Below are 18,865 nucleotides of genomic sequence, written 5' to 3' on the forward strand. Positions count from 1 at the left end.
CCGGACGTACCCGCCCAACCCCACTGCAGGCGTGCCCCATGCCTGCGTTCGTCACAACTGCCCCTGGCGTCTTTGGCTAAACCTCGCCATTTCTCTCCGGCGGCGTTCGGCGAGCACGGCGGCCAGGTAGGCGTAGGGCGGAACCCCGGGCGGCGGCGGGGGTTGCACCCGTGCGGAGACCTGCGAGGCGATCCGCAGACCCATGTCGTGGGCGGCGTGCGGCGACAACTGCGGCAGCCGGGTCAGATACTGCCGCGACACGGCGGCCAGGTCGTCGGTGAGGCCCGTCAGCTCCAGCGTGGCCGCCCACGCGGCGAGCTGCGGCGGCATCTCGGGCGGGGGGCCCGACTCCTTCGGCGCCCGCTCCGAGATGACGACGGTGCCGCCGAACAGGTCGCCCAGCCGTTTGCCCTTCTGGTTCACCAGCGCGCAGATCACCGCCGGGGCGCCGGTCAGCATGTAGATCTCGACGACGGCCGTCAGGCCGCGGAAGAACGCCTGCCGGAACCGCTCGGGCCCGCCGTCGTCGGCCACCACCCGCAGGCCGAGCGCCATCTTGCCGAGGCTGCGGCCGCGCGACAGGGTCTCGAAGATCACCGGGTAGCCGACCAGCACCGCCACGAACGAGGCGATCACCAGGGCGGTGGCCAGCGACTCGTCGATGTCGCCGAGGGCGAAGGCGATCAGCAGCATGGCCCCGACCAGCAGCACGATCTGCACGATCAGGTCGAGCAGGAAGGCGACCACCCGGATCGGCAACTGCGCCAGCGGCACGTCGAGCGCCACGGCGTCGCCGGTCACGACGTCGGGGCGCGGCACTTCGGACATGTCCCGACCCTACTAGGCTCGCGATCGTGGACATCGACGCCTTCCGAGCCGCCCACCAGCAGACCTGGGACCGGCTCGACGACCTGGTGAAGCGGCGCCGCAGGCTGACCGGCCCGGAGGTCGACGAACTCGTCGAGCTCTACCAGCGGGTGTCCACCCACCTGTCGATCGCCCGCTCGGCGTCCCGAGACGGCGTGCTGACCGGCCGGTTGTCGGCGCTGGTCGCGCGGTCGCGATCGGCCGTCACCGGCGCCCACGCGCCCGCCTGGCGGGAGTTCCTCCGCTTCTGGACCGTCTCGTTCCCCGTGGTCTGCTACCGGTCGTGGCGGTGGTGGCTGGGCGCGGCCGTGGCGTCGTCGATCGTCGCGGTGGCCGTGGGGGTGTGGGTGGCCGCCAACCCCGACGTGCGGGCCGCGATGGGCACCCCCGAGGAGATCAGGCAGCTGGTCGAGCACGACTTCGCCGACTACTACAGCGCGAACCCGGCCGGGTCGTTCGCCACGCACGTGTGGGTGAACAACGCGTGGGTGGCGGCCCAGTGCGTCGCCTCGTCGGTCATCGGGGGCGTGCTCATCCCGTACATCCTCTTCCAGAACGCCGCCAACGTCGGGCTGCTCGGCGGCATCATGATCGACTCGGGCCGGGGCGACGTGTTCTTCGGGCTGATCACGCCCCACGGGCTGCTGGAGCTCACGGCGGTGTTCCTGGCCGCCGGGGCGGGCATGCGGGTCGGCTGGTCGCTGATCGCGCCCGGCCCGCGCCCCCGCGCGCAGGTGCTCGCCGAACAGGGCCGCGCGGTCGTCGCGGTGGTGCTCGGGCTCGCGGTGGTGCTGCTGATCTCGGGCCTCATCGAGGCCCTCGTCACCCCCTCGCCGCTGCCGACCTGGGCCCGGATCTCGATCGGCGCCGCCGCCGAACTGCTCTTCCTCCTGTACGTCGTCCGCTACGGCCGCCGCGCCGCCAAGGCCGGCGAGACGGGCGACGTCGCCGACGCCCCCGACCACGTGCCGACGGCCTAGAGGCGGCCCGCGGCCTTCAGGTTCAGGTAGGCGTCGGCCAGCGCCGAGGCGAGGTCGTCGGGCAGGGCGTCGACGACCTCGACCCCGTGCCGGCGCAGCCGGGCGGTCACCTGGCGGCGTTCGACCCGCTGGCGTTCGGCCGCCGCCGCCTCGAAGACCTCCGCCGCGCCGTCGCGCCCGGCCGCCAGCGCGGCCACCCGGGGGTCGGCCACGGCGGCCACCAGCACCAGGTGCCGCGAGGAGAGCTGGGGGAGGACCGGCAGCAGGCCCTCGTCGAGCGCGGTCGCGTTCAGGTCGGTCAGCACGACCACCAGGCAGCGCCGCCGCGCGCGGGCCAGCACGGCGGCCACCATGCCGTGGGCGTCGGCCTCCACGAGCTCCGGCTCCAGCGGCGCCATCGCGGTCACCAGGCCGGGCAGCAGGTCGCCCCGGCCGCCGCCGGTCACCTGGGCCCTGACCGCCCGGTCGTAGGCGAGGAAGTCGACCCGGTCGCCCGCCCGCGCGCACAGGGCGGCCAGCAGCAGAGCGGCGTCCATGCCCCAGTCGAGCCGGGGCCAGCCGCTCGGGTCGCCCGACGCGGGGTCGACCCCGACCCGCCCGGCCGAGGTGCGGCCGGTGTCGAGCACGATCAGCACCCGCCGGTCGCGTTCGGGCCGCCAGGTGCGCACCACGACGTCGGCCCGGCGGGCGCTCGCCCGCCAGTCGATCGACCGGACGTCGTCGCCGACGACGTACTCGCGCAGCGAGTCGAACTCGGTGCCCTGGCCGCGGATCTGGACCGGGTTCAGCCCCTCGATCGCCCGCAGCCGGGCCAGTTTGCCCGGCAGGTGGCGGCGCGACAGGAACGGCGGGAGGACTCTGACCCGCCCCTCGACCTGATGGGAGCCCTGCCGGGCGGCCAGGCCGAGTGGGCCCACCGCCCGCACCGTCACCGCGGCGGCGGTGAAGTCGCCTCTGCGAAGCGGGCGCAGCGTCGTGACGACCCGGCGGCGTTCCCCGGCCGGCACGTCGATCACGTGCTCCCTGGGGGCCGGACGGGTGCTCGGCGGCCACGCGTCGCGCAGCAGGCCGCGCACCGGGCGGCGGCCCGGATTGGCCACCAGCAGGGTGACCTCGGCGGTCTCGCCGAGACGTACCCGCTGATCGTCGGAGCGCTCGAACCGCAACGCCCGCACACTGCCCGCCAGCGCCAGGTCGACCCCGACGGCCACTGCGATCACCGCGACGACCAGCCAGAACGCGAGGGCGGGCGCGGGCGCGGCGAGCACGACGAGCGCCCCCGCGACCGCCAGCAGCGCGGCCCGCCCGGTCAGCGCCATCAGCGCGGCACGGGCACGGACGCCAGGATGCCGTCGAGCACCCCGTCGGCGGTCGCGCCCTCCAGCTCGGCCTCCGGACGCAGCTGCACCCGGTGCCGCAACGCGGGCCGGGCCAGCGCCTTCACGTCGTCGGGCGTCACGTAGTCGCGCCCCGACAACCAGCCCCAGGCGCGGGCCGCCGCCAGCAGGGCGGTCGCGCCACGCGGCGAGACGCCCAGCCCCAGCGACGGCGACTGCCGGGTCGCCCTGGCCAGGTCGACGATGTAGGCGAGCACCTCGGGCGACACGTGGGTCTCGGCGACCGCCGCCCGGCCCGCCGCGAGGTCGCTCGCGCTCGCGACCGCCTTCACGTGGGACAGGTCGCGCGGGTCGAACCCGTCGGCGTGCCGCCGCAGCACCGCGATCTCGTCGTCGCGGCCCGGCAGCGGCACGGTCAGCTTCAGCATGAACCGGTCGAGCTGGGCCTCGGGGAGCTGGTAGGTGCCCTCGTACTCGACCGGGTTCTGGGTCGCCGCCACGATGAACGGGTCGGGCAGCGGCCGGGGCGTGCCGTCGACGCTGACCTGCCGCTCCTCCATCGCCTCCAGCAGCGCGGCCTGGGTCTTCGGCGGGGTGCGGTTGATCTCGTCGGCCAGCAGCAGGTTGGTGAACACCGGGCCCGAGCGGAACTCGAACTCGGCGGTGCGCGCGTCGTAGACCAGCGAGCCGGTCACGTCGCCCGGCATCAGGTCGGGGGTGAACTGCACCCGCTTGAAGTCGACCGAGAGCGCCGCCGCGAGCGTGCGCACGAGCAGCGTCTTGGCCACACCCGGCACGCCTTCGAGCAGCACGTGGCCCCGGCACAACAACGCGATCACCAGGCCGGAGACCACGGCGTCCTGCCCCACCACGGCCTTCGCGACCTCGGTCCGGAGGGCCGCCAGCGCCTCGCGGGAGGCGTCAGGTGTCGTCACGAGTCCCGTACCTGCCTTTCGATGGTGTCGAGGTCGCGTGCCAGGGCGACCAGTGCGGCGTCTCCGGTGGGGACGCCGCCGTAGAGGATCTCGCGGACCCGTCCGCCATCCTGCCCGGTCCGGGCGGCCACCGCCGCGACGATCTCGTTCTCCCCGGCCGTCGCGGTCAGCCCCAGCCGGGGCGTCGTGCGGGCCAGGACGGCCTCGCGCAGGGCCAGCGCGGCCCGGTCGCGGGCCGAGCGGGCCCGGTAGAGGCGGCCCCGCCCTTCGACGGTCTCGGCGGCCCGGACGACCACCGGCAGCCGCTCCTCGACCACCGGCCCCAGGCGGCGGCCCCGCCACAGGGCGGTCAGCAGCACCGCCACGACCAGCGCCCAGACGAACCAGCCGACGTTCGCCGGGATCAGCTGCTCGATGGTCTTCTCGCCGCCCTCGGGCACGCCGAGCGGCGCGCGGGGCGCGAACCAGGTGACCCGCTGGTGGGCACCGGCCAGGTTCATCGCCAGCGCGGCGTTGCCGTCCTCGGGCAGCCGGCCGTTGGTCAGGAACGACCCCGACCCGACCAGGGTGGCGTCGCCGACGACGCCGACCGTGCCGTCGTAGCAGGCCGCGCCGGAGTAGGAGGAGCCGCCGACGAGGGCGTCCCCGGCCAGCACGGCCGCCTTCAGCTCGCAGCCGGGCGCCCTGACCTTCTCGGCCGCGCCGGGACGGGCGGTCACCCCGGGCGCCAGCGCCCGCAGCACCGCCGGGGTGGGCGCGATCAGCAGCCGGGCCCCCGGCCGTCCGGCGAGCCCGGCCAGCCCGGCGGGGTCGACCAGGAACTCGGGCCGGGCCACCACCAGCAGCGAGCCCTCGGCCCGCTCGATCGCCTCGTCGAAGGTCGTCACCTGGATCACCTCGACGCCCTGCGCGCGCAGCAGTTCGGCCAGCGCGCGGGCGCCCTGCGGCGTGGTCGCCTCGATGTCGAGCCGTCCGCCGTTGCGGGCGCCGCCGAACAGCGCGATCACGGTGGCCGCGAGCACGATCGCGGCCAGCGCGCCCAGCACGCCCCGCCAGGAGCGCCACCGTTCGGTGATCGTCGGGGTGACGGACGTCATCGCAGGGTCGCCTTCTCCCGGCGGACGGCCGTGTCGAGGCCGGTCAGGTCGGCGTACGCCTCGGGGGTGCCCGGACGCTCGCCGTAGGTGACGTCGGCGAACGTCCGGGCGCCCTGTTCGAGGCCGGCGGCCAGCGCGGGCAGCGCCCGGCCCGCCTCGGCGGCCAGCTCGGTCGCCGTACGCCCCGGCATGGGTTCCACGATCGTGCGTTCCTCCAGCTCGCGGGCGATGGCGCGCAGGCGTTCCCGGATGGCCTGGGCCCACTCCCCGGCGGCGGCGTGCCGCTCGGCCAGGGCGCGGTGCTCGGCGGCTCCCAGGAGGGTCTCGCCGAACAGGCCGCCGTCGCCCGGCCGCCGGCTGCGGGGGGCCTTGCGGGCCGCCCTGACCAGCGCGACCACGACGACCGCCAGGATCAGCACGAGCACCGTCAGCGTCAGCCACCCGCCCGGCACGCCCGAGGCCCGCGCGATCAGGTCGTCGACGAACGCCCAGATCCGTTCGAGCAGCCAGTCGAGCCACGACGGCTTCGGGTAGGCGGGATCGGAGAGCTCGCGGACGGCGGCCTCTCTGGCGGCCTCCCGGCCGATCTCGACGGGGACGTCTAGGACCATGGGTCGCGCGGGCGCCACAGGTTCTCGGGGGCGGTGCCCGGCGCGCCCTGCTGGCGCTCCAGGGCCTCGGTCTGGAGGACCAGGTCGAACGCTTCGGCGCGCATGCGGCGGTCGGCGTACAGGAGGGTGGTGACCCCGGCGGAGAAGGGGTTGGTGATGGTGCCGGCGATGATCGCGCCGACGCCGCTGAGGATCAGCCCGGCGTAGAACTTCCCGTCGATGACGACCGCGTTGGGGTCGCCCACCGCGCTGAAGAGCGAGAACGGCGCGGCCACCGCCGTGGCGACCAGCCCGACCACGATCGCGGTCAGCAGCAGGATGCCGAACACCCGCCAGAAGTCGCCCTTGACCAGCCGGAACGACCGGCTCATCGCGGTCCCGACGCCGATGCCCTCGAGCACGATCGCCGGGCCGGCGAGGCTGAGCTTGGTGTAGAGGAACACCGCGAAACAGATGCCTGCGGTGAGCAGGACCAGCGAGAGCAGGATCACCGCGCCCTCGGGCGCCCCGGCCGCCGCCAGCATGATCAGCAGGATGCCCGGCCCCAGGAAGACGCCGAACACGATCAGCGACTGCAGCAGCGCCAGCCCGATCAGCGCCGGCACCCGGCCCTTGACGATGGCCCACGCCTGGCCGATCGAGATCTGCTCGCCGAACACGGCCCGGCCGATGATCCCGGTGAGCATGCCGGTCAGCACGACCATGGCCACGGCCGTCACGATGCCGCCCAGCAGCGCGCTGCCGAGCAGCGCGGCCAGGGGCGCGAGCAGGGCGTCGATGTCCTCGCCGGTCGTCGCGGGGTCGAGCGCCGCGGCGGCGAAGGGGCCGAACGCCGATAGCTGGAGCGCCAGCGTGATGATCTCGGCGACCGTCACCACCAGCGCGGACAGCCCCAGCGTCGCCTTCGGGTTGGCCCGGATGAACGCCACCGCGCCGTTGTACATGTCGCCCATCTGCAGCGGCCGCAGCGGGATGATGCCGGGCTTGAGCACCGGCGCGCCGTAGTGGCCGCCGGGGTGGCCGCCGTAGTACCCGCCCTGCGGGGGCGGCGGCGGGGGCGGGTAGCCGCCGGGCGGCGGGTAACCGCCGGGCGGCGGATAGGAGCCGGGGGCGTTGGGGTCTGCCCAGGGGCCGGGCACACCGTAAGCGGGCGGTTGCTGGGGCGACCAGCCGGGGGGTGGCTGCTCACGGTCGCCGGGGCCGTCTGTCATGTCCCAATCCTGGCATGATGAGTGCCCTGACGGTCATGCGCGACTCCTCCTACGTTGAGCGCGCGCTTCTTCTCGGCACGAACGGGCGCCCGCCGCAGGTCGGCGTGGAGCACACTTGGAACGTGACCTGTTCTTGGGATTCTCGTGGCGGTACCGGCACGCTCGGCTATTTGGGCCTAAACTTCGTCCTTTGTCACGGTCGTGTTTCATCCACCGCAGGGTCACGGGTAACCTTCCGATAAATCGCCCAAATACCTCCTTAGCTGCGCCGAAGTAACGAATGAGGGGCCATGAAAGGACGCGTGCTGGTCGTCGACGACGACGCCGCTCTCGCCGAGATGCTCGGCATCGTCTTGCGCGGGGAGGGTTTCGAACCGTCCTTCGTCTCAGACGGCGACAAGGCGCTCGACGCGTTCCGCGACACCCGCCCTGATCTCGTGCTGCTCGACCTGATGCTGCCCGGGGCCGACGGCATCGACGTCTGCCGGCGCATCCGCGCCGAGTCCGGCGTCCCGATCGTGATGCTCACCGCCAAGAGCGACACGATCGACGTCGTGCTGGGCCTCGAGTCGGGCGCCGACGACTACATCGTCAAGCCCTTCAAGCCCAAGGAGCTCGTGGCCCGGGTCCGCGCGCGGCTGCGCCGCACCGACGAGCCCACGCCCGAGATCCTGCAGATAGGGGACATCACGATCGACGTCGCCGGCCACTCGGTCAAGCGGTTCGACGAGACGATCAACCTCACCCCGCTGGAGTTCGACCTGCTCGTCGCGCTGGCCCGCAAGCCGCGCCAGGTGTTCACCCGCGAGGTCCTGCTGGAGCAGGTCTGGGGTTACCGCCACGCCGCCGACACGCGACTGGTCAACGTCCACGTGCAGCGGCTCCGCGCCAAGATCGAGAAGGACCCCGAGCACCCCGAGATCGTCGTGACGGTCCGCGGCGTCGGCTACAAGGCCGGGCCGGCCTGATCGTGGTCTGAATGCCTAAGAAGCGGCCCCGACGGACTCCCCGGCAGATCGCCCGGGGGGTCCGTCGTCGTGCTCGGCGGATCGCGATCCGGGCCCGCTCCGCCTGGCGGCGCTCCCTCCAGATGCGGGTGGTCACCTCCACCCTGCTGATCTCGATGGTCGTCGTGGCCGTTCTGGGCGTCTTCCTGTTCCAGTCGATCAACAAGACCATGCTGGCCGGTCGCACCGACGCCGCCACCGCCGAGGCCCGCGCCAACGTGCTGACGGTCTCCGACTACCTGTCGAGCGTGGGCGAGCCCGATCCGGGCGAGCAGTCCGACCCCGCCGCGCAGACCATGCTCGACCCCGCCGACCAGGCCATCAACGTGCTGGCCCAGCGCGCCGGGGCACGGTACGCGGTGGTCATCTTCAACGACGGCATCGTCGGGCAAGACCGGGCCACCCTCAACATCGACGCCTACAAGAGCGTGCCGCGCGGCTTCCGCGAGCAGGTGCGCACCGGCACCGCCGACACGACCGACTCGCGCTACAGCCCGCTGCGCTACCTGAGCGGCGAGACCGTGTCGGGGCTGGTCATCGGGTCGCGGGTCTTCGGCGGCGCCAACGGAACCTACGAGGTCTACCACCTGTTCCCGCTCAACGAGGAGGAGGAGACCCTCAGCTCGGTCCTCCAGCTCCTCGTGCTCGTCGGCGCGGGCCTGGTGCTGCTGCTGGCCGCCATCGCCTCGCTGGTCACCCGGCAGGTCGTCACCCCCGTGCGGCTGGCCCGCCAGGCCGCCGAGCGGCTGGCGTCCGGCCGACTCGAAGAGCGCCTGAAGGTCCGCGGCGAAGACGACCTGGCCCGTCTCGCCACCTCGTTCAACGAGATGGCCTCCAACCTCGCGCTCAAGATCCACCAGCTCGAGGAGCTCTCCCAGGTGCAGCGCCAGTTCGTCTCCGACGTCTCCCACGAGCTGCGCACCCCGCTGACCACCGTCCGCATGGCCGCCGACCTCCTGTACGACGCCCGCGAGGACTTCGACCCGATGGCCTCCCGCTCGGCCGAGCTCATGCAGGCCCAGCTCGAACGGTTCGAGTCGATGCTGGCCGACCTGCTGGAGATCAGCCGCTACGACGCCGGCGCCGCCACCCTCGACCTCGAGTCGGTCGACATGCGCGACGTCGTGCTGCGCGCGGTCGGCGACTCCGAGGCGCTGGCCGAACGCCACGCCACCCGGTTCGAGCTGCGGCTGCCGACCGAGCCGTGCATGGCCGAGTGCGACACCCGGCGGATCGAGCGCATCCTGCGCAACCTGCTGTTCAACGCGATCGAGCACGGCGAGGGCAAGGACATCGTGGTCACCCTCGGGGCCGACCGCGACGCGGTGGCGGTGGCCGTCCGCGACCACGGCGTGGGCCTGCGCGCGGGCGAGGAGAACATGGTCTTCGACCGCTTCTGGCGGGCCGACCCGTCGCGCGCCCGCACCATCGGCGGCACCGGCCTGGGCCTGGCCATCTCCCGCGAGGACGCGATCCTGCACGGCGGCTGGCTGCAGGCCTGGGGCGTGCCCGGCGAGGGCACCCAGTTCCGGCTCTCGCTGCCGCGTACGGCCGGGACCGTGCTGAAGGGGTCGCCGCTGCCGCTGGTGCCGCCGGAGGTCGAGATGCGGCGGACCTGGCGCGGCCACGCCACGCCCGTGTTGTCGGCCGCCGCGGGGGAGTCGGGGGTGTTCGATGTCGACTAGACGACGTGTTCTGACGATGGTGGCGACGCTCGCCACCCTCACGGGCTGCACGATCGTGCCGGCCAGCGGCAACCCGCCGACGGCCAGCGAGGAGGAGCGCGGGGGCGACATCCTCAGCCAGACCTACGTCCGGATCCTGGCCTCGCCGCCGCGCCCCGACGCGACCGCGGTCGAGATCGTGCGCGGCTTCCAGACCGCGATGGCCAGCTTCGACGACCCCAAGCGCACGATCGCCCGGCAGTACCTGACCGGCGCGGCGGCGGCGTCCTGGCAGCCCTGGGCCGCCGCGACGCGGGTCTGCGACTGCCGCTTCGCCGACGACCTGCCGGAAGAGGACGCCGAGAAGTTCATCGTGTCGTTCAAGGGCCGCCAGGTCGGCACGCTGGAAACCGGCGGCCGCTACCGTGCGGCCTCCGAGGGCACCCTCGACGAGGCGTTCACGCTGGTCCGGGTCAACGGCGAGTGGCGCATCTCCGAGGCCCCCCAGGGCCTCATCCTGCTCCGCACCGACCTCACGAGGGCGTACGCCCCCGTGGAGATCTACTTCCCCAACACGTCGTTCAACGGCCTGGTGGCCGACCGGGTGCGGGTGCCGATCGACCCCAGCCGGGGCCTGCCCGAGTCGCTGATCCGGACCCTGCTGCGGGGCCCGTCGGGACCGCTGGCGGGCGCGGTCGAGAACGTCTACCCCAAGGGCACCGAGCTCAACGGCATCGAGGCCGAGGGCGACACGCTCTACGTCGACTTCTCGGCCCCGATCGCGCGGCTGCGCGACAGCCCCGATCGCATCAAGGCGATGAAGGCGCAGCTGGCCTGGTCGCTCGGCACCGACCGGGTCGGCGGGCGCTACATCGAGATCCTCGTCAACGGCGAGGCGTTCCCGGGCGGCGGCATGCGCTTCAAGCCGACCGAATACTCGACGTACAACCCGTCGGTGATCACCGGCGACGTCGCCGGATACTTCGTCCGCGACGGCCGGATGCTCCGGGCCGCGGGCAAGGACGAGGAGCAGCCGGCGGCGGTGCTCGGCGCGGCCGGGCAGCCGACCCGGCCGTTCAACCACGTCGCGGTCTCCGGCGAGGGCCGCGACCAGGTGGCCGCCCTGATGGGCGACGAGACGGGGGTCTGGGTCACCCAGATGGTGGCCGGCAGCCCGTGGCAGCGCTGGATCAACGCCCAGGGCAAGCTCACCTCGCCGTCGTGGGACCGCGAGGGCGACGTCTGGGCCGTGGAGTCGGCGGGCGGCAAGTCGCAGGTCTGGCACGCCTCCAGGGCCGAGCACCAGTCGCCGGTGCCGGCTCCCGAACTGGCGAACGCCACCGTGAGCGCGTTCCGGGTGGCGCGTGACGGGGTGCGGGTCGCGGTCGTCGCCGACAACGGGGCCGGACCGGCCGTGCAGATAGGCTCGATCGTGCGCAGTCCGACCTACCGGGTCGGGGCGCTGGAGACCCTGGTGCCGGCGGAAGAGGGCCAGAAGATCATCGATGTGGCCTGGCGAGACGCCACCACCCTGCTGGTGCTGACGGAGAAGAACTCCCCGAACGGCTCGCAGCAGACTCTGGCAGCCTACCCGATCATGGACGGCGACGAGAAGACCCCCATCGAGGTGCCCAAGCGCCTCAAATACATCACGAGCACCGATTCGCGCATCCTGGCCAGCGACGAGAACGGCGCCATCACGGTGTGGGACGGCAAGAAGTGGACCACCCTCGTGGACGATGGCTCCAACTTCCCCGCCTACCCTCTGGGGTGAACTTTCGTCAGTGTCGGCAGGGAGTGTCATGGTGGTCCGCGTGCTCGACGCGGTGCTCGATCTGCTCGTTCCCCCTCGGTGCGCCGGTTGCGGCGGCCGGGGGGCCCTGGTCTGCGCCGGGTGCGCCGCCGAACTGACCGCACCGCCCCGCCTCCACCAGCCGGAGGCGGCGCCTGAGGGCATGCCCCCGTGCTGGGCCGCCGCCGGCTACGACGGGGTGGCGCGGCGGGTGCTGATCGCGTACAAGGAACGCGGCCGCACCGCCCTCGGCGCCGCGCTGGGCGCCTGCGTGGCCCGCGTGGTCGCGGGCCTGCCGCCGGAGCCGGGCCCGCTGGTGCTGGTCCCGGTGCCCAGCACCCGCCGGTCGAGAAGAGCCAAAGGCCATGATCCGGTACGCCGGATCGCGGAGGTCGCCGCCAGGAGACTGCGCGCCGGCGGCGCTCAGGTGACCGTGGCACCCGTGTTGCGGCCCGCCCGGAAGGTCGCCGACCAGTCGGGCCTCACGTCCGCCCAGCGTGCCGTGAACCTGGCCGGGGCGTTCACCTCCGCCGCCGTGCCGAGGGGCCGGGTCGTGCTGGTCGACGACGTGGTCACCACCGGCGCGACGCTCGCCGAGGCGGCCCGCGCGGTGCGGGAGGCGGGCGCCGAGACCGCCTTCGCGGTCACCGTTGCGGCCACCCGAAAACGCGTGCCGGTCATGCGACACGCCCGGCGGTCACAAATTCGCCGACATCACTCTGGGTAAAGAAACAGTCAAATAACGACCTGGCCTCGGAGTGACAACCCGGTGTCGACGACCCGGTGAACTCCCATGTCAGGAGAGGCTTGACCAGGTCGTCGGGGGTTCGGTCCGAACGGCACCGGCGCCCCTCCATCGCCGCGCGGCCCGGGAAAAATCACCGAAAGTGATCCTTTGGCGTGGCTCGCGGCTGACATACGGCCGGTCAGCGACTAGCGTTCAGGACATGGCACCCGTTCGGGTCCGTGGTTGCGCCGGACCGAGTCCCCTTGGGGGTTCGGCCTGGCTAGCCGATGCCAGCCGCAGGCGAAACGGTCCACGTAAGGCGACTCTTGGTCGACCGATCACGGTGCGGCTTAGAGGTAAGACCTGCCTTCCCAAGAGTCCAGATGATTCTTGCCAGAAGAGAAGGGCAGTAGTGGCGTGGAGCTGCGAACCCCTCAGCAGGCGGATGTGGGGACGAAGACCAGGTCGGCCGAACGGGTGCTCCTTCATGTCAGTCGATAGGCGAAGGGGGCTTTTGCGTGGACATCATCGTCAAGGGACGGCACACCGGAGTGAGCGACCGTTTCCGTGATCACGTGACTTCCAAGCTGGCCAAGATCGAGCGACTGGACAACCGACTCATCCGGGTTGACGTAGAGGTCTCGCGAGAGAAGAACCCGAGGATGAGCGACCAGAGGGAGAGGGTGGAACTCACCATCCACTCCAAGGGCCCGGCCGTACGGGCCGAGGCGGCGGCGGACGACCGCTTCGCCGCGCTCGAGATCGCTCTGGCAAAGCTGGAATCACGGCTACGGCGGCTGAGCGACCGCCGAAAGATCCATCACGGGAAGAACTGCCCTCCGTCGGTGGCCGAGTTCACCGCGACCCTGGCCGAGAACGGCGGCCTGGGAGAACCGGTGGCGAGGCTGCCCGAGCCCGAACTGCTCCACGACGAGTACATCCCGCCGCAGAAGCCGAACAACGGCTACACCGAACCCATCATCCCGATAGAGCAGGACGGCGACGGCCCCCTCGTCGTCCGCGAGAAGTTCCACCAGTCCGACGCGATCACCATCGACCAGGCTCTGCTGGAGATGGAGTTGGTCGGCCACGATTTCTTCCTGTTCCGTGACAAAGAAAGCGGCCACCCGAGCGTCGTATATCGGCGCCGCGGATACGACTACGGCGTGTTGCGGCTCGTCGAAGGCTGAACCGGCGCCACCCCTTCCCACGTTTACAAAGCGAGACGACCATGCGCCCCGCCTGGTGCGGGGCGCATGGCGTACGAGATCCTCGCCAGCACTGGGAGCCATGTCATGATGGCGACCCAGCTACCTGGCCCCCCGACGAGGAGGAGCTGTGAGTGACCGCAGCGTACGAGACGACGCAAGCCGCCCCAGCGGGCGCGGTGAGCCGATCCGTGTGCTGATCGTCGATGATCACTCGCTGATCCGCCGGAGCCTGGTGCTGGCCCTCCAGGCCGAAGCGGACATCGAGGTCGCCGGTGAGGCGAGCGACGGTCAGGAAGCCGTGGCGCTCGCCGAGAAGCTGCTGCCCGACGTCGTGCTGATGGACGTGCGCATGCCCAGGCGCGACGGCATCGAGGCGACCAGGGCGATCAAAGAGAGCATGCCGACGACCCGGATCATCATGCTCACCGCCTCCGACGAGGAGGAGGACCTCTTCGAGGCATTCAAGGCCGGCGCGACGGGCTATCTGCTGAAAGACGTGCAGATCGACGAAGTGCCCGACGCCGTCAGGGGCGTGCACAGCGGGCAGTCGTTCATCAACCCCGCCATGGCGACCAAGCTGATCACCGAGTTCGCCAGCATCAGCCGCAAAGAGGCCGAGCGGCCGCCGCAGCTACCGGTGCCCCGGCTGACCGACCGCGAGATGGAAGTGCTCCGGCTGGTGGCGAAGGGGATGAACAACCGCGAAATCGCGAAGGAACTCTTCATCTCCGAGAACACGGTCAAGAACCACGTCCGCAACATCCTGGAGAAGCTGCAACTGCACAGCCGGATGGAAGCGGTCGTCTACGCCGTCAGGGAACGACTCCTCGAGATCACCTGAAGTTTTCATCTGATCTCTTCGATCCGCAGGCCCGTGCAGCCCACCCACGTCGCCGCCTCGCGCAGGGCCTCTTCGACCGCGTCGAGCTTGGTCACGCCCGGTTCGAGGGTCACCCGCTTGGCGACCAGGGTGGTCCCCTCGCGGGCCGGGTCGACGCGGGCGATCAGCTTCCCGCCGTGCAGGACCGGCATCGCGAAGTAGCCGTGGACGCGCTTCTCCTTCGGGACGTAGGCCTCCAGGCGGTGGGTCATGCCGAAGACGCGTTCGGCCCGCGCGCGTTCCCAGATCAGGGAGTCGAAGGGGCTCAGCAGGGTGGTGCGGTGGCGGCCCCGCGCCTCGCCCAGGGCCAGCGCCTCGGGGTCGGCCCAGGCGTTCGGGCCGCCCTTGCGGGCAGCCGGCCAGCCCGCGACCGTCACCGGGACCAGCCCGCTCGCCCCGCTGAGCAGGGCGTCGTCGAGCATCGCGGCGTGCTTGTCCTTGACCCGGGTGTAGTCGACCAGGTCGGCCCTGGTCGCCACGGCGAGGGAGCGGCCCGCGATCGCCGTCAGCCGGGTCACGCACTCTTCGTCGGTCAGGTCGATCTCGCGGTGCTCGGCGGGGATCGCGCGTTCGGCCAGGTCGTAGACCCGCCGCCAGCCCACCCGCCGTACGCAGACGACGTCGCCCACGTCGAGCAGGAACTCGATGGAGATCTTGGCGTCGGACCAGTCCCACCACGGGCCGCCCTTCTTGGCGCCGCCCAGGTCACCGGTGGTCAGGGGGCCGTCTCGGCGTACGCGGTCGAGGACGTCGCCCACCGTGGCGGGCACCTCGTGCCAGCGGAACCTCCGCTCGCGGTAGGCGCGGCGGCGGAAGGCGTAGACCGGCCAGTGCTCGATCGGCAGGATGCAGGCCGCGTGGCACCAGTATTCGAAGGCCGACCCGCTCCAGTAGGCCTGCTCGACCGCCGGGCGGCCGATCGCGCCCAGCCGGGCGTAGGCGACCAGTTCATGGGAGCGGGCCAGCACCGAGATCGTGTCGAGCTGCACGGCGCCCAGGCGGCGCAGCATGCCCGCCGGGCCGCCCCTGCGGCCGCCGGCGCCCAGGAAACCCTGGGCGCGCAGGATGAGCCGCCGTGCTTCGTCGGCCGTGAGGTCCATCCGGCCGACTGTAGCCGGGGGTACCGACAGTTCTGACGGGTCAGTGTTCGAAGGGGCTGTGGTGCTCTCGGGCGTCCATGACGCGGGGGGCGTCGATCACGACGTCGGAGAAGACGTCGAAGACCAGGGCGAGGACGGCGCCCACGGCCGACACGCCGACGCCGACCCAGACCATGGTCCAGTTGGCCGTGTCGGCGCCCAGCCCGGTCAGGCCCGCGCCGCTGATGATCGTGCCGATCAGGATCGTCGTCACCGCGACCCACGACTTCGCGCTGCCCGCGTGGCTTCCCTGGTGTGAGGTCTCTGCCATTCCGCCCTACCCGATTCGCGCCTTCCGCGTCCCTGACTGGAACACCAGGCGGTCTCCTTACGTTTGACAGGGTTGAGCCTATCGACCCCGTCCCCCGGTCCGCCGCGCCGCTCCCCGCTGAATCTCGTGGTGGCTGTGTCTGGTGGTCGAACGGCCTACCATGGCACAGGGGAAGTGTGTCTCGTCCTCAGACCTGCGAGGAGCTTTACAAAAGTGGCAGCCATTCTCGACCGAATTCTCCGCGCCGGCGAAGGTAAGACGCTGCGCAAGCTGAAGCGCATCGCCGAGCAGGTCAACTCCATTGAAGAAGACTTCAAGAGTCTTTCCGACGAGGAGTTGCGGGCGCAGACCCAGGAGTTCCGCGATCGCCACGCCGAGGGTGAATCCCTCGACGATCTGTTGCCCGAAGCTTTCGCGGTGGTCCGCGAGGCCGCGCGCCGCGTGCTGGGCCAGCGTCACTTCGACGTACAGATCATGGGCGGCGCCAACCTCCACATGGGGAACATCTCCGAGATGCGCACCGGTGAGGGCAAGACCCTCACCTGTACTCTCCCCGCCTATCTCAACGCGATCTCCGGCAAGGGCGTCCACGTCGTCACGGTCAACGACTACCTGGCCAAGCGCGACTCCGAGACCATGGGCCGCGTCCACCGCTTCCTGGGCCTCGAGGTCGGCTGCATCCTCGCCAACATGCCGTCCGACGAGCGCCGCCGGCAGTACGCCGCCGACATCACCTACGGCACCAACAACGAGTTCGGCTTCGACTACCTGCGCGACAACATGGCGTGGTCGATCGAGGAGCTCGTCCAGCGCGGCCACAACTTCGCCGTCGTCGACGAGGTCGACTCGATCCTCATCGACGAGGCCCGCACCCCGCTGATCATCTCCGGTCCCGGCGAGCAGTCCGGCAAGTGGTACTCCGAGTTCGCCAAGATCGTCCCCCGCCTCCGCAAGGGCGTCGAGGGCAAGGACGGCACCGAGAGCACCGGCGACTACGTCGTCGACGAGAAGAAGCGCACGGTCGGCATCCTCGAGGCGGGCGTCGAGAAGGTCGAAGACCTGCTGGGCATCGACAACCTCTACAAGCCCGAGCACACCCACCTCGTCCAATACCTGAACAACGCCCTCAAGGCGAAGGAACTGTTCAAGAAGGACAAGGACTACATCGTCGTCGACGGCGAGGTCCTGATCGTCGACGAGTTCACGGGCCGCGTGCTCCACGGCCGCCGCTACAACGAGGGCATGCACCAGGCCATCGAGGCCAAGGAAGCCGTGAAGATCAAGGACGAGAACCAGACTCTCGCCACGATCACCCTCCAGAACTACTTCCGCCTCTACACCACGCTGTCCGGCATGACCGGCACCGCGGCCACCGAGGCCAACGAGTTCCACCAGACCTACAAGCTGGGCGTCGTGCCGATCCCGACGAACCGGCCGATGGTCCGTAAAGACCAGTCCGACATGGTCTACAAGTCCGAAGACGCGAAGTTCGTGGCGTGCGTCAACGACATCAAGGAGCGCTACGAGGCCGGCCAGCCGGTCCTCGTCGGCACCACCTCCGTCGAGAAGTCCGAGCGCCTGTCGCGCATGCTCAAGCACAAGGGCGTCCGCCACGAGGTGCTGAACGCGAAGAACCACGCGCGTGAGGCCGCGATCATCGCCGAGGCGGGCCGCAAGGGCGCCGTCACCGTCGCCACCAACATGGCCGGTCGAGGCACCGACATCATGCTCGGCGGCAACCCCGAGTTCCGCGCCGACCTCGAACTCCGCAGCCGCGGCCTCGACCCGGTCGAGACCGCCGAGGAATACGAGAAGGCCTGGGCCGAGGCGCTCGAGAAGGCCAAGGAGGCCGTCAAGGCCGAGCACGAAGAGGTCACCGTCCTCGGCGGCCTCTACGTCCTGGGCACCGAGCGCCACGAGTCCCGCCGCATCGACAACCAGCTGCGCGGTCGTTCCGGCCGTCAGGGCGACCCCGGCGAGTCCCGCTTCTACCTGTCGCTCGAAGACGACCTGATGCGCCTGTTCAACTCGGCCCGGGTCGAGATGATCATGACGCGGCTGAACATCCCCGAAGACCAGCCGATCGAGTCGGGCATCGTCTCCAAGGCGATCGCCTCGGCCCAGCACCAGGTCGAGCAGCAGAACTTCGAGATCCGCAAGAACGTCCTCAAGTACGACGAGGTCATGAACCGCCAGCGCAAGGTGATCTACGCCGAGCGCCAGAAGGTCCTCGAGGGCGCCGACCTCCACGACCAGGTCAACACCTTCATCGAAGACGTCGTCAGCGGCTACGTGAAGGGCGCCACCTCCGAGGGCTTCGCCGAAGAGTGGGACCTCGACAAGCTCTGGAACGCCTTCCGCCAGCTCTACCCGATCTCCGTCAAGATCGACGACCTGGCCGAGGAGGCCGGCGGCCGCGAGGGCATCGACGCCGCCCTGCTGGAGGAGAAGGTCAAGGCCGACATCCTGGCCGCCTACCGCAAGCGCGAGGAGGAGTTCGGCGCCGAGGTCCTGCGCGACGCCGAGCGCCGCGTCATCCTCGACGTGCTCGACCGCAAGTGGCGCGAGCACCTCTACGAGATGGACTACCTCCAGGAGGGCATCGCCCTCCGCGCCTACGCCCAGCGCGACCCGCTGATCGAATACCAGCGCGAGGGCTACGACATGTTCGCCGCGATGCTCGAGGGCATCAAGGAGAACTCGGTCAACTTCCTGTTCCGCTACCAGCCCCCGCAGCCGGTGGCCGAGAGCCCGATCTCCTACGAGGCGGGCGCAGGCCCCAACGCGGCCGTCGCCGAAGCGGGCTCGATCATCGCCAACGCCCTCCGCCGCCCGCAGCCGCAGATGAGCTACTCGGGCCCGGGCGAAGACGGCGAGGTCGAGGTCCGCCGCTCGACCCCGGAACAGCGCGCCAACTACGGCAACGTCGAGCGCAACGCGCCCTGCCCGTGCGGCTCGGGCAAGAAGTTCAAGCGCTGCCACGGCGACCCGAAGAACGCGACCGCCTAGCCTGGTAGTCAACGCCGAAGCCCTCTCCTTCACGACGAAGGAGAGGGCTTTCGCATGTACGACCTGAGCCCGCCCGAGCGGCGATCGCTCACCGGTGGCGTGTCCGCAGACAGGGTTCCAGCTCCGC

Annotated in this window: 16 protein-coding genes; 8 read left to right on the forward strand and 8 right to left on the reverse strand. The window is 71.2% G+C overall.

Going from position 1 to position 18,865, the window contains the following annotated elements:
- Window positions 1-51: 51 nt before the first annotated feature.
- The gene (locus AW274_RS28495; protein ID WP_062438185.1) at window positions 52-828 is read right to left on the reverse strand and encodes an RDD family protein; all 777 of its coding nucleotides are present in this window, start codon (window positions 826-828) and stop codon (window positions 52-54) included.
- A gap of 26 nt (window positions 829-854) precedes the next feature.
- On the opposite strand from AW274_RS28495, the gene AW274_RS28500 reads away from it, so the two are divergent.
- Window positions 855-1,847 (forward strand): stage II sporulation protein M, encoded by a 993-nt coding sequence (locus AW274_RS28500; protein ID WP_062438188.1) that lies wholly within the window; start codon window positions 855-857, stop codon window positions 1,845-1,847.
- On the opposite strand, the gene AW274_RS28505 is transcribed toward AW274_RS28500, so the two are convergent.
- From AW274_RS28505 to AW274_RS28525, 5 genes are read right to left on the reverse strand one after another with little or no spacing between them, the layout of a single operon-like run.
- The gene (locus AW274_RS28505; protein ID WP_062438191.1) at window positions 1,844-3,166 is read right to left on the reverse strand and encodes a DUF58 domain-containing protein; all 1,323 of its coding nucleotides are present in this window, start codon (window positions 3,164-3,166) and stop codon (window positions 1,844-1,846) included. The genes AW274_RS28500 and AW274_RS28505 overlap by 4 nt on opposite strands.
- Window positions 3,166-4,119: an AAA family ATPase gene (locus tag AW274_RS28510; RefSeq protein WP_062438194.1), complete on the reverse strand. Its 954-nt coding sequence runs from the start codon at window positions 4,117-4,119 to the stop codon at window positions 3,166-3,168. Before AW274_RS28510 ends, AW274_RS28505 begins: the two co-directional genes overlap by 1 nt.
- Entirely contained in the window at window positions 4,116-5,216 is a 1,101-nt protein-coding gene (locus tag AW274_RS28515) for a DUF4350 domain-containing protein (protein WP_062438197.1), read from the reverse strand. The genes AW274_RS28510 and AW274_RS28515 overlap by 4 nt, the downstream gene beginning before the upstream one ends.
- Window positions 5,213-5,827 carry a DUF4129 domain-containing protein gene (locus AW274_RS28520; protein WP_062438200.1) on the reverse strand — a complete coding sequence of 205 codons (615 nt, stop codon included), beginning with the start codon at window positions 5,825-5,827 and terminating at the stop codon, window positions 5,213-5,215. Before AW274_RS28520 ends, AW274_RS28515 begins: the two co-directional genes overlap by 4 nt.
- Window positions 5,818-7,038, reverse strand: coding sequence for a DUF7847 domain-containing protein (locus AW274_RS28525; RefSeq protein ID WP_063813685.1), 1,221 nt, complete (start codon window positions 7,036-7,038; stop codon window positions 5,818-5,820). Before AW274_RS28525 ends, AW274_RS28520 begins: the two co-directional genes overlap by 10 nt.
- Before the next feature lie 290 nt (window positions 7,039-7,328).
- On the opposite strand from AW274_RS28525, the gene mtrA reads away from it, so the two are divergent.
- The 6 genes from mtrA (at window position 7,329) to AW274_RS28555 (ending at window position 14,280) form a co-directional block, all read left to right on the forward strand.
- Window positions 7,329-8,006: an MtrAB system response regulator MtrA gene (mtrA, locus tag AW274_RS28530; RefSeq protein ID WP_030451251.1), complete on the forward strand. Its 678-nt coding sequence runs from the start codon at window positions 7,329-7,331 to the stop codon at window positions 8,004-8,006.
- 11 nt (window positions 8,007-8,017) lie between these two features.
- Window positions 8,018-9,730 (forward strand): MtrAB system histidine kinase MtrB, encoded by a 1,713-nt coding sequence (gene mtrB / locus AW274_RS28535; RefSeq protein WP_062438208.1) that lies wholly within the window; start codon window positions 8,018-8,020, stop codon window positions 9,728-9,730.
- Complete coding sequence (locus AW274_RS28540) at window positions 9,720-11,483, forward strand: LpqB family beta-propeller domain-containing protein (RefSeq protein ID WP_157520782.1); 1,764 nt, start codon at window positions 9,720-9,722, stop codon at window positions 11,481-11,483. The genes mtrB and AW274_RS28540 overlap by 11 nt, the downstream gene beginning before the upstream one ends.
- Window positions 11,484-11,511: 28 nt before the next feature.
- Entirely contained in the window at window positions 11,512-12,228 is a 717-nt protein-coding gene (locus AW274_RS28545; protein WP_198169471.1) for a ComF family protein, read from the forward strand.
- 518 nt (window positions 12,229-12,746) lie between these two features.
- A complete protein-coding gene (gene hpf / locus AW274_RS28550) occupies window positions 12,747-13,418 on the forward strand; it encodes a ribosome hibernation-promoting factor, HPF/YfiA family (RefSeq protein WP_062438213.1) in 672 nt (223 codons plus the stop codon).
- A 148-nt stretch (window positions 13,419-13,566) separates the two neighbouring features.
- Window positions 13,567-14,280: a response regulator gene (locus AW274_RS28555; protein WP_062335384.1), complete on the forward strand. Its 714-nt coding sequence runs from the start codon at window positions 13,567-13,569 to the stop codon at window positions 14,278-14,280.
- A gap of 5 nt (window positions 14,281-14,285) precedes the next feature.
- Here AW274_RS28555 and AW274_RS28560 read toward each other — a convergent pair whose 3' ends face one another.
- The gene (locus AW274_RS28560) at window positions 14,286-15,419 is read right to left on the reverse strand and encodes a winged helix-turn-helix domain-containing protein (protein ID WP_062438216.1); all 1,134 of its coding nucleotides are present in this window, start codon (window positions 15,417-15,419) and stop codon (window positions 14,286-14,288) included.
- Window positions 15,420-15,459: 40 nt separating this feature from the next.
- On the reverse strand, window positions 15,460-15,729 hold the full coding sequence (locus tag AW274_RS28565; protein ID WP_062438218.1) for a hypothetical protein: 270 nt from the start codon (window positions 15,727-15,729) through the stop codon (window positions 15,460-15,462).
- Window positions 15,730-15,942: 213 nt separating this feature from the next.
- On the opposite strand from AW274_RS28565, the gene secA reads away from it, so the two are divergent.
- A complete protein-coding gene (secA, locus tag AW274_RS28570) occupies window positions 15,943-18,738 on the forward strand; it encodes a preprotein translocase subunit SecA (protein ID WP_062438219.1) in 2,796 nt (931 codons plus the stop codon).
- The last annotated feature ends 127 nt before the right edge of the window (window positions 18,739-18,865 follow it).

The organism is Herbidospora daliensis (genome assembly GCF_001570585.1).
Lineage (GTDB): Bacteria > Actinomycetota > Actinomycetes > Streptosporangiales > Streptosporangiaceae > Herbidospora > Herbidospora daliensis.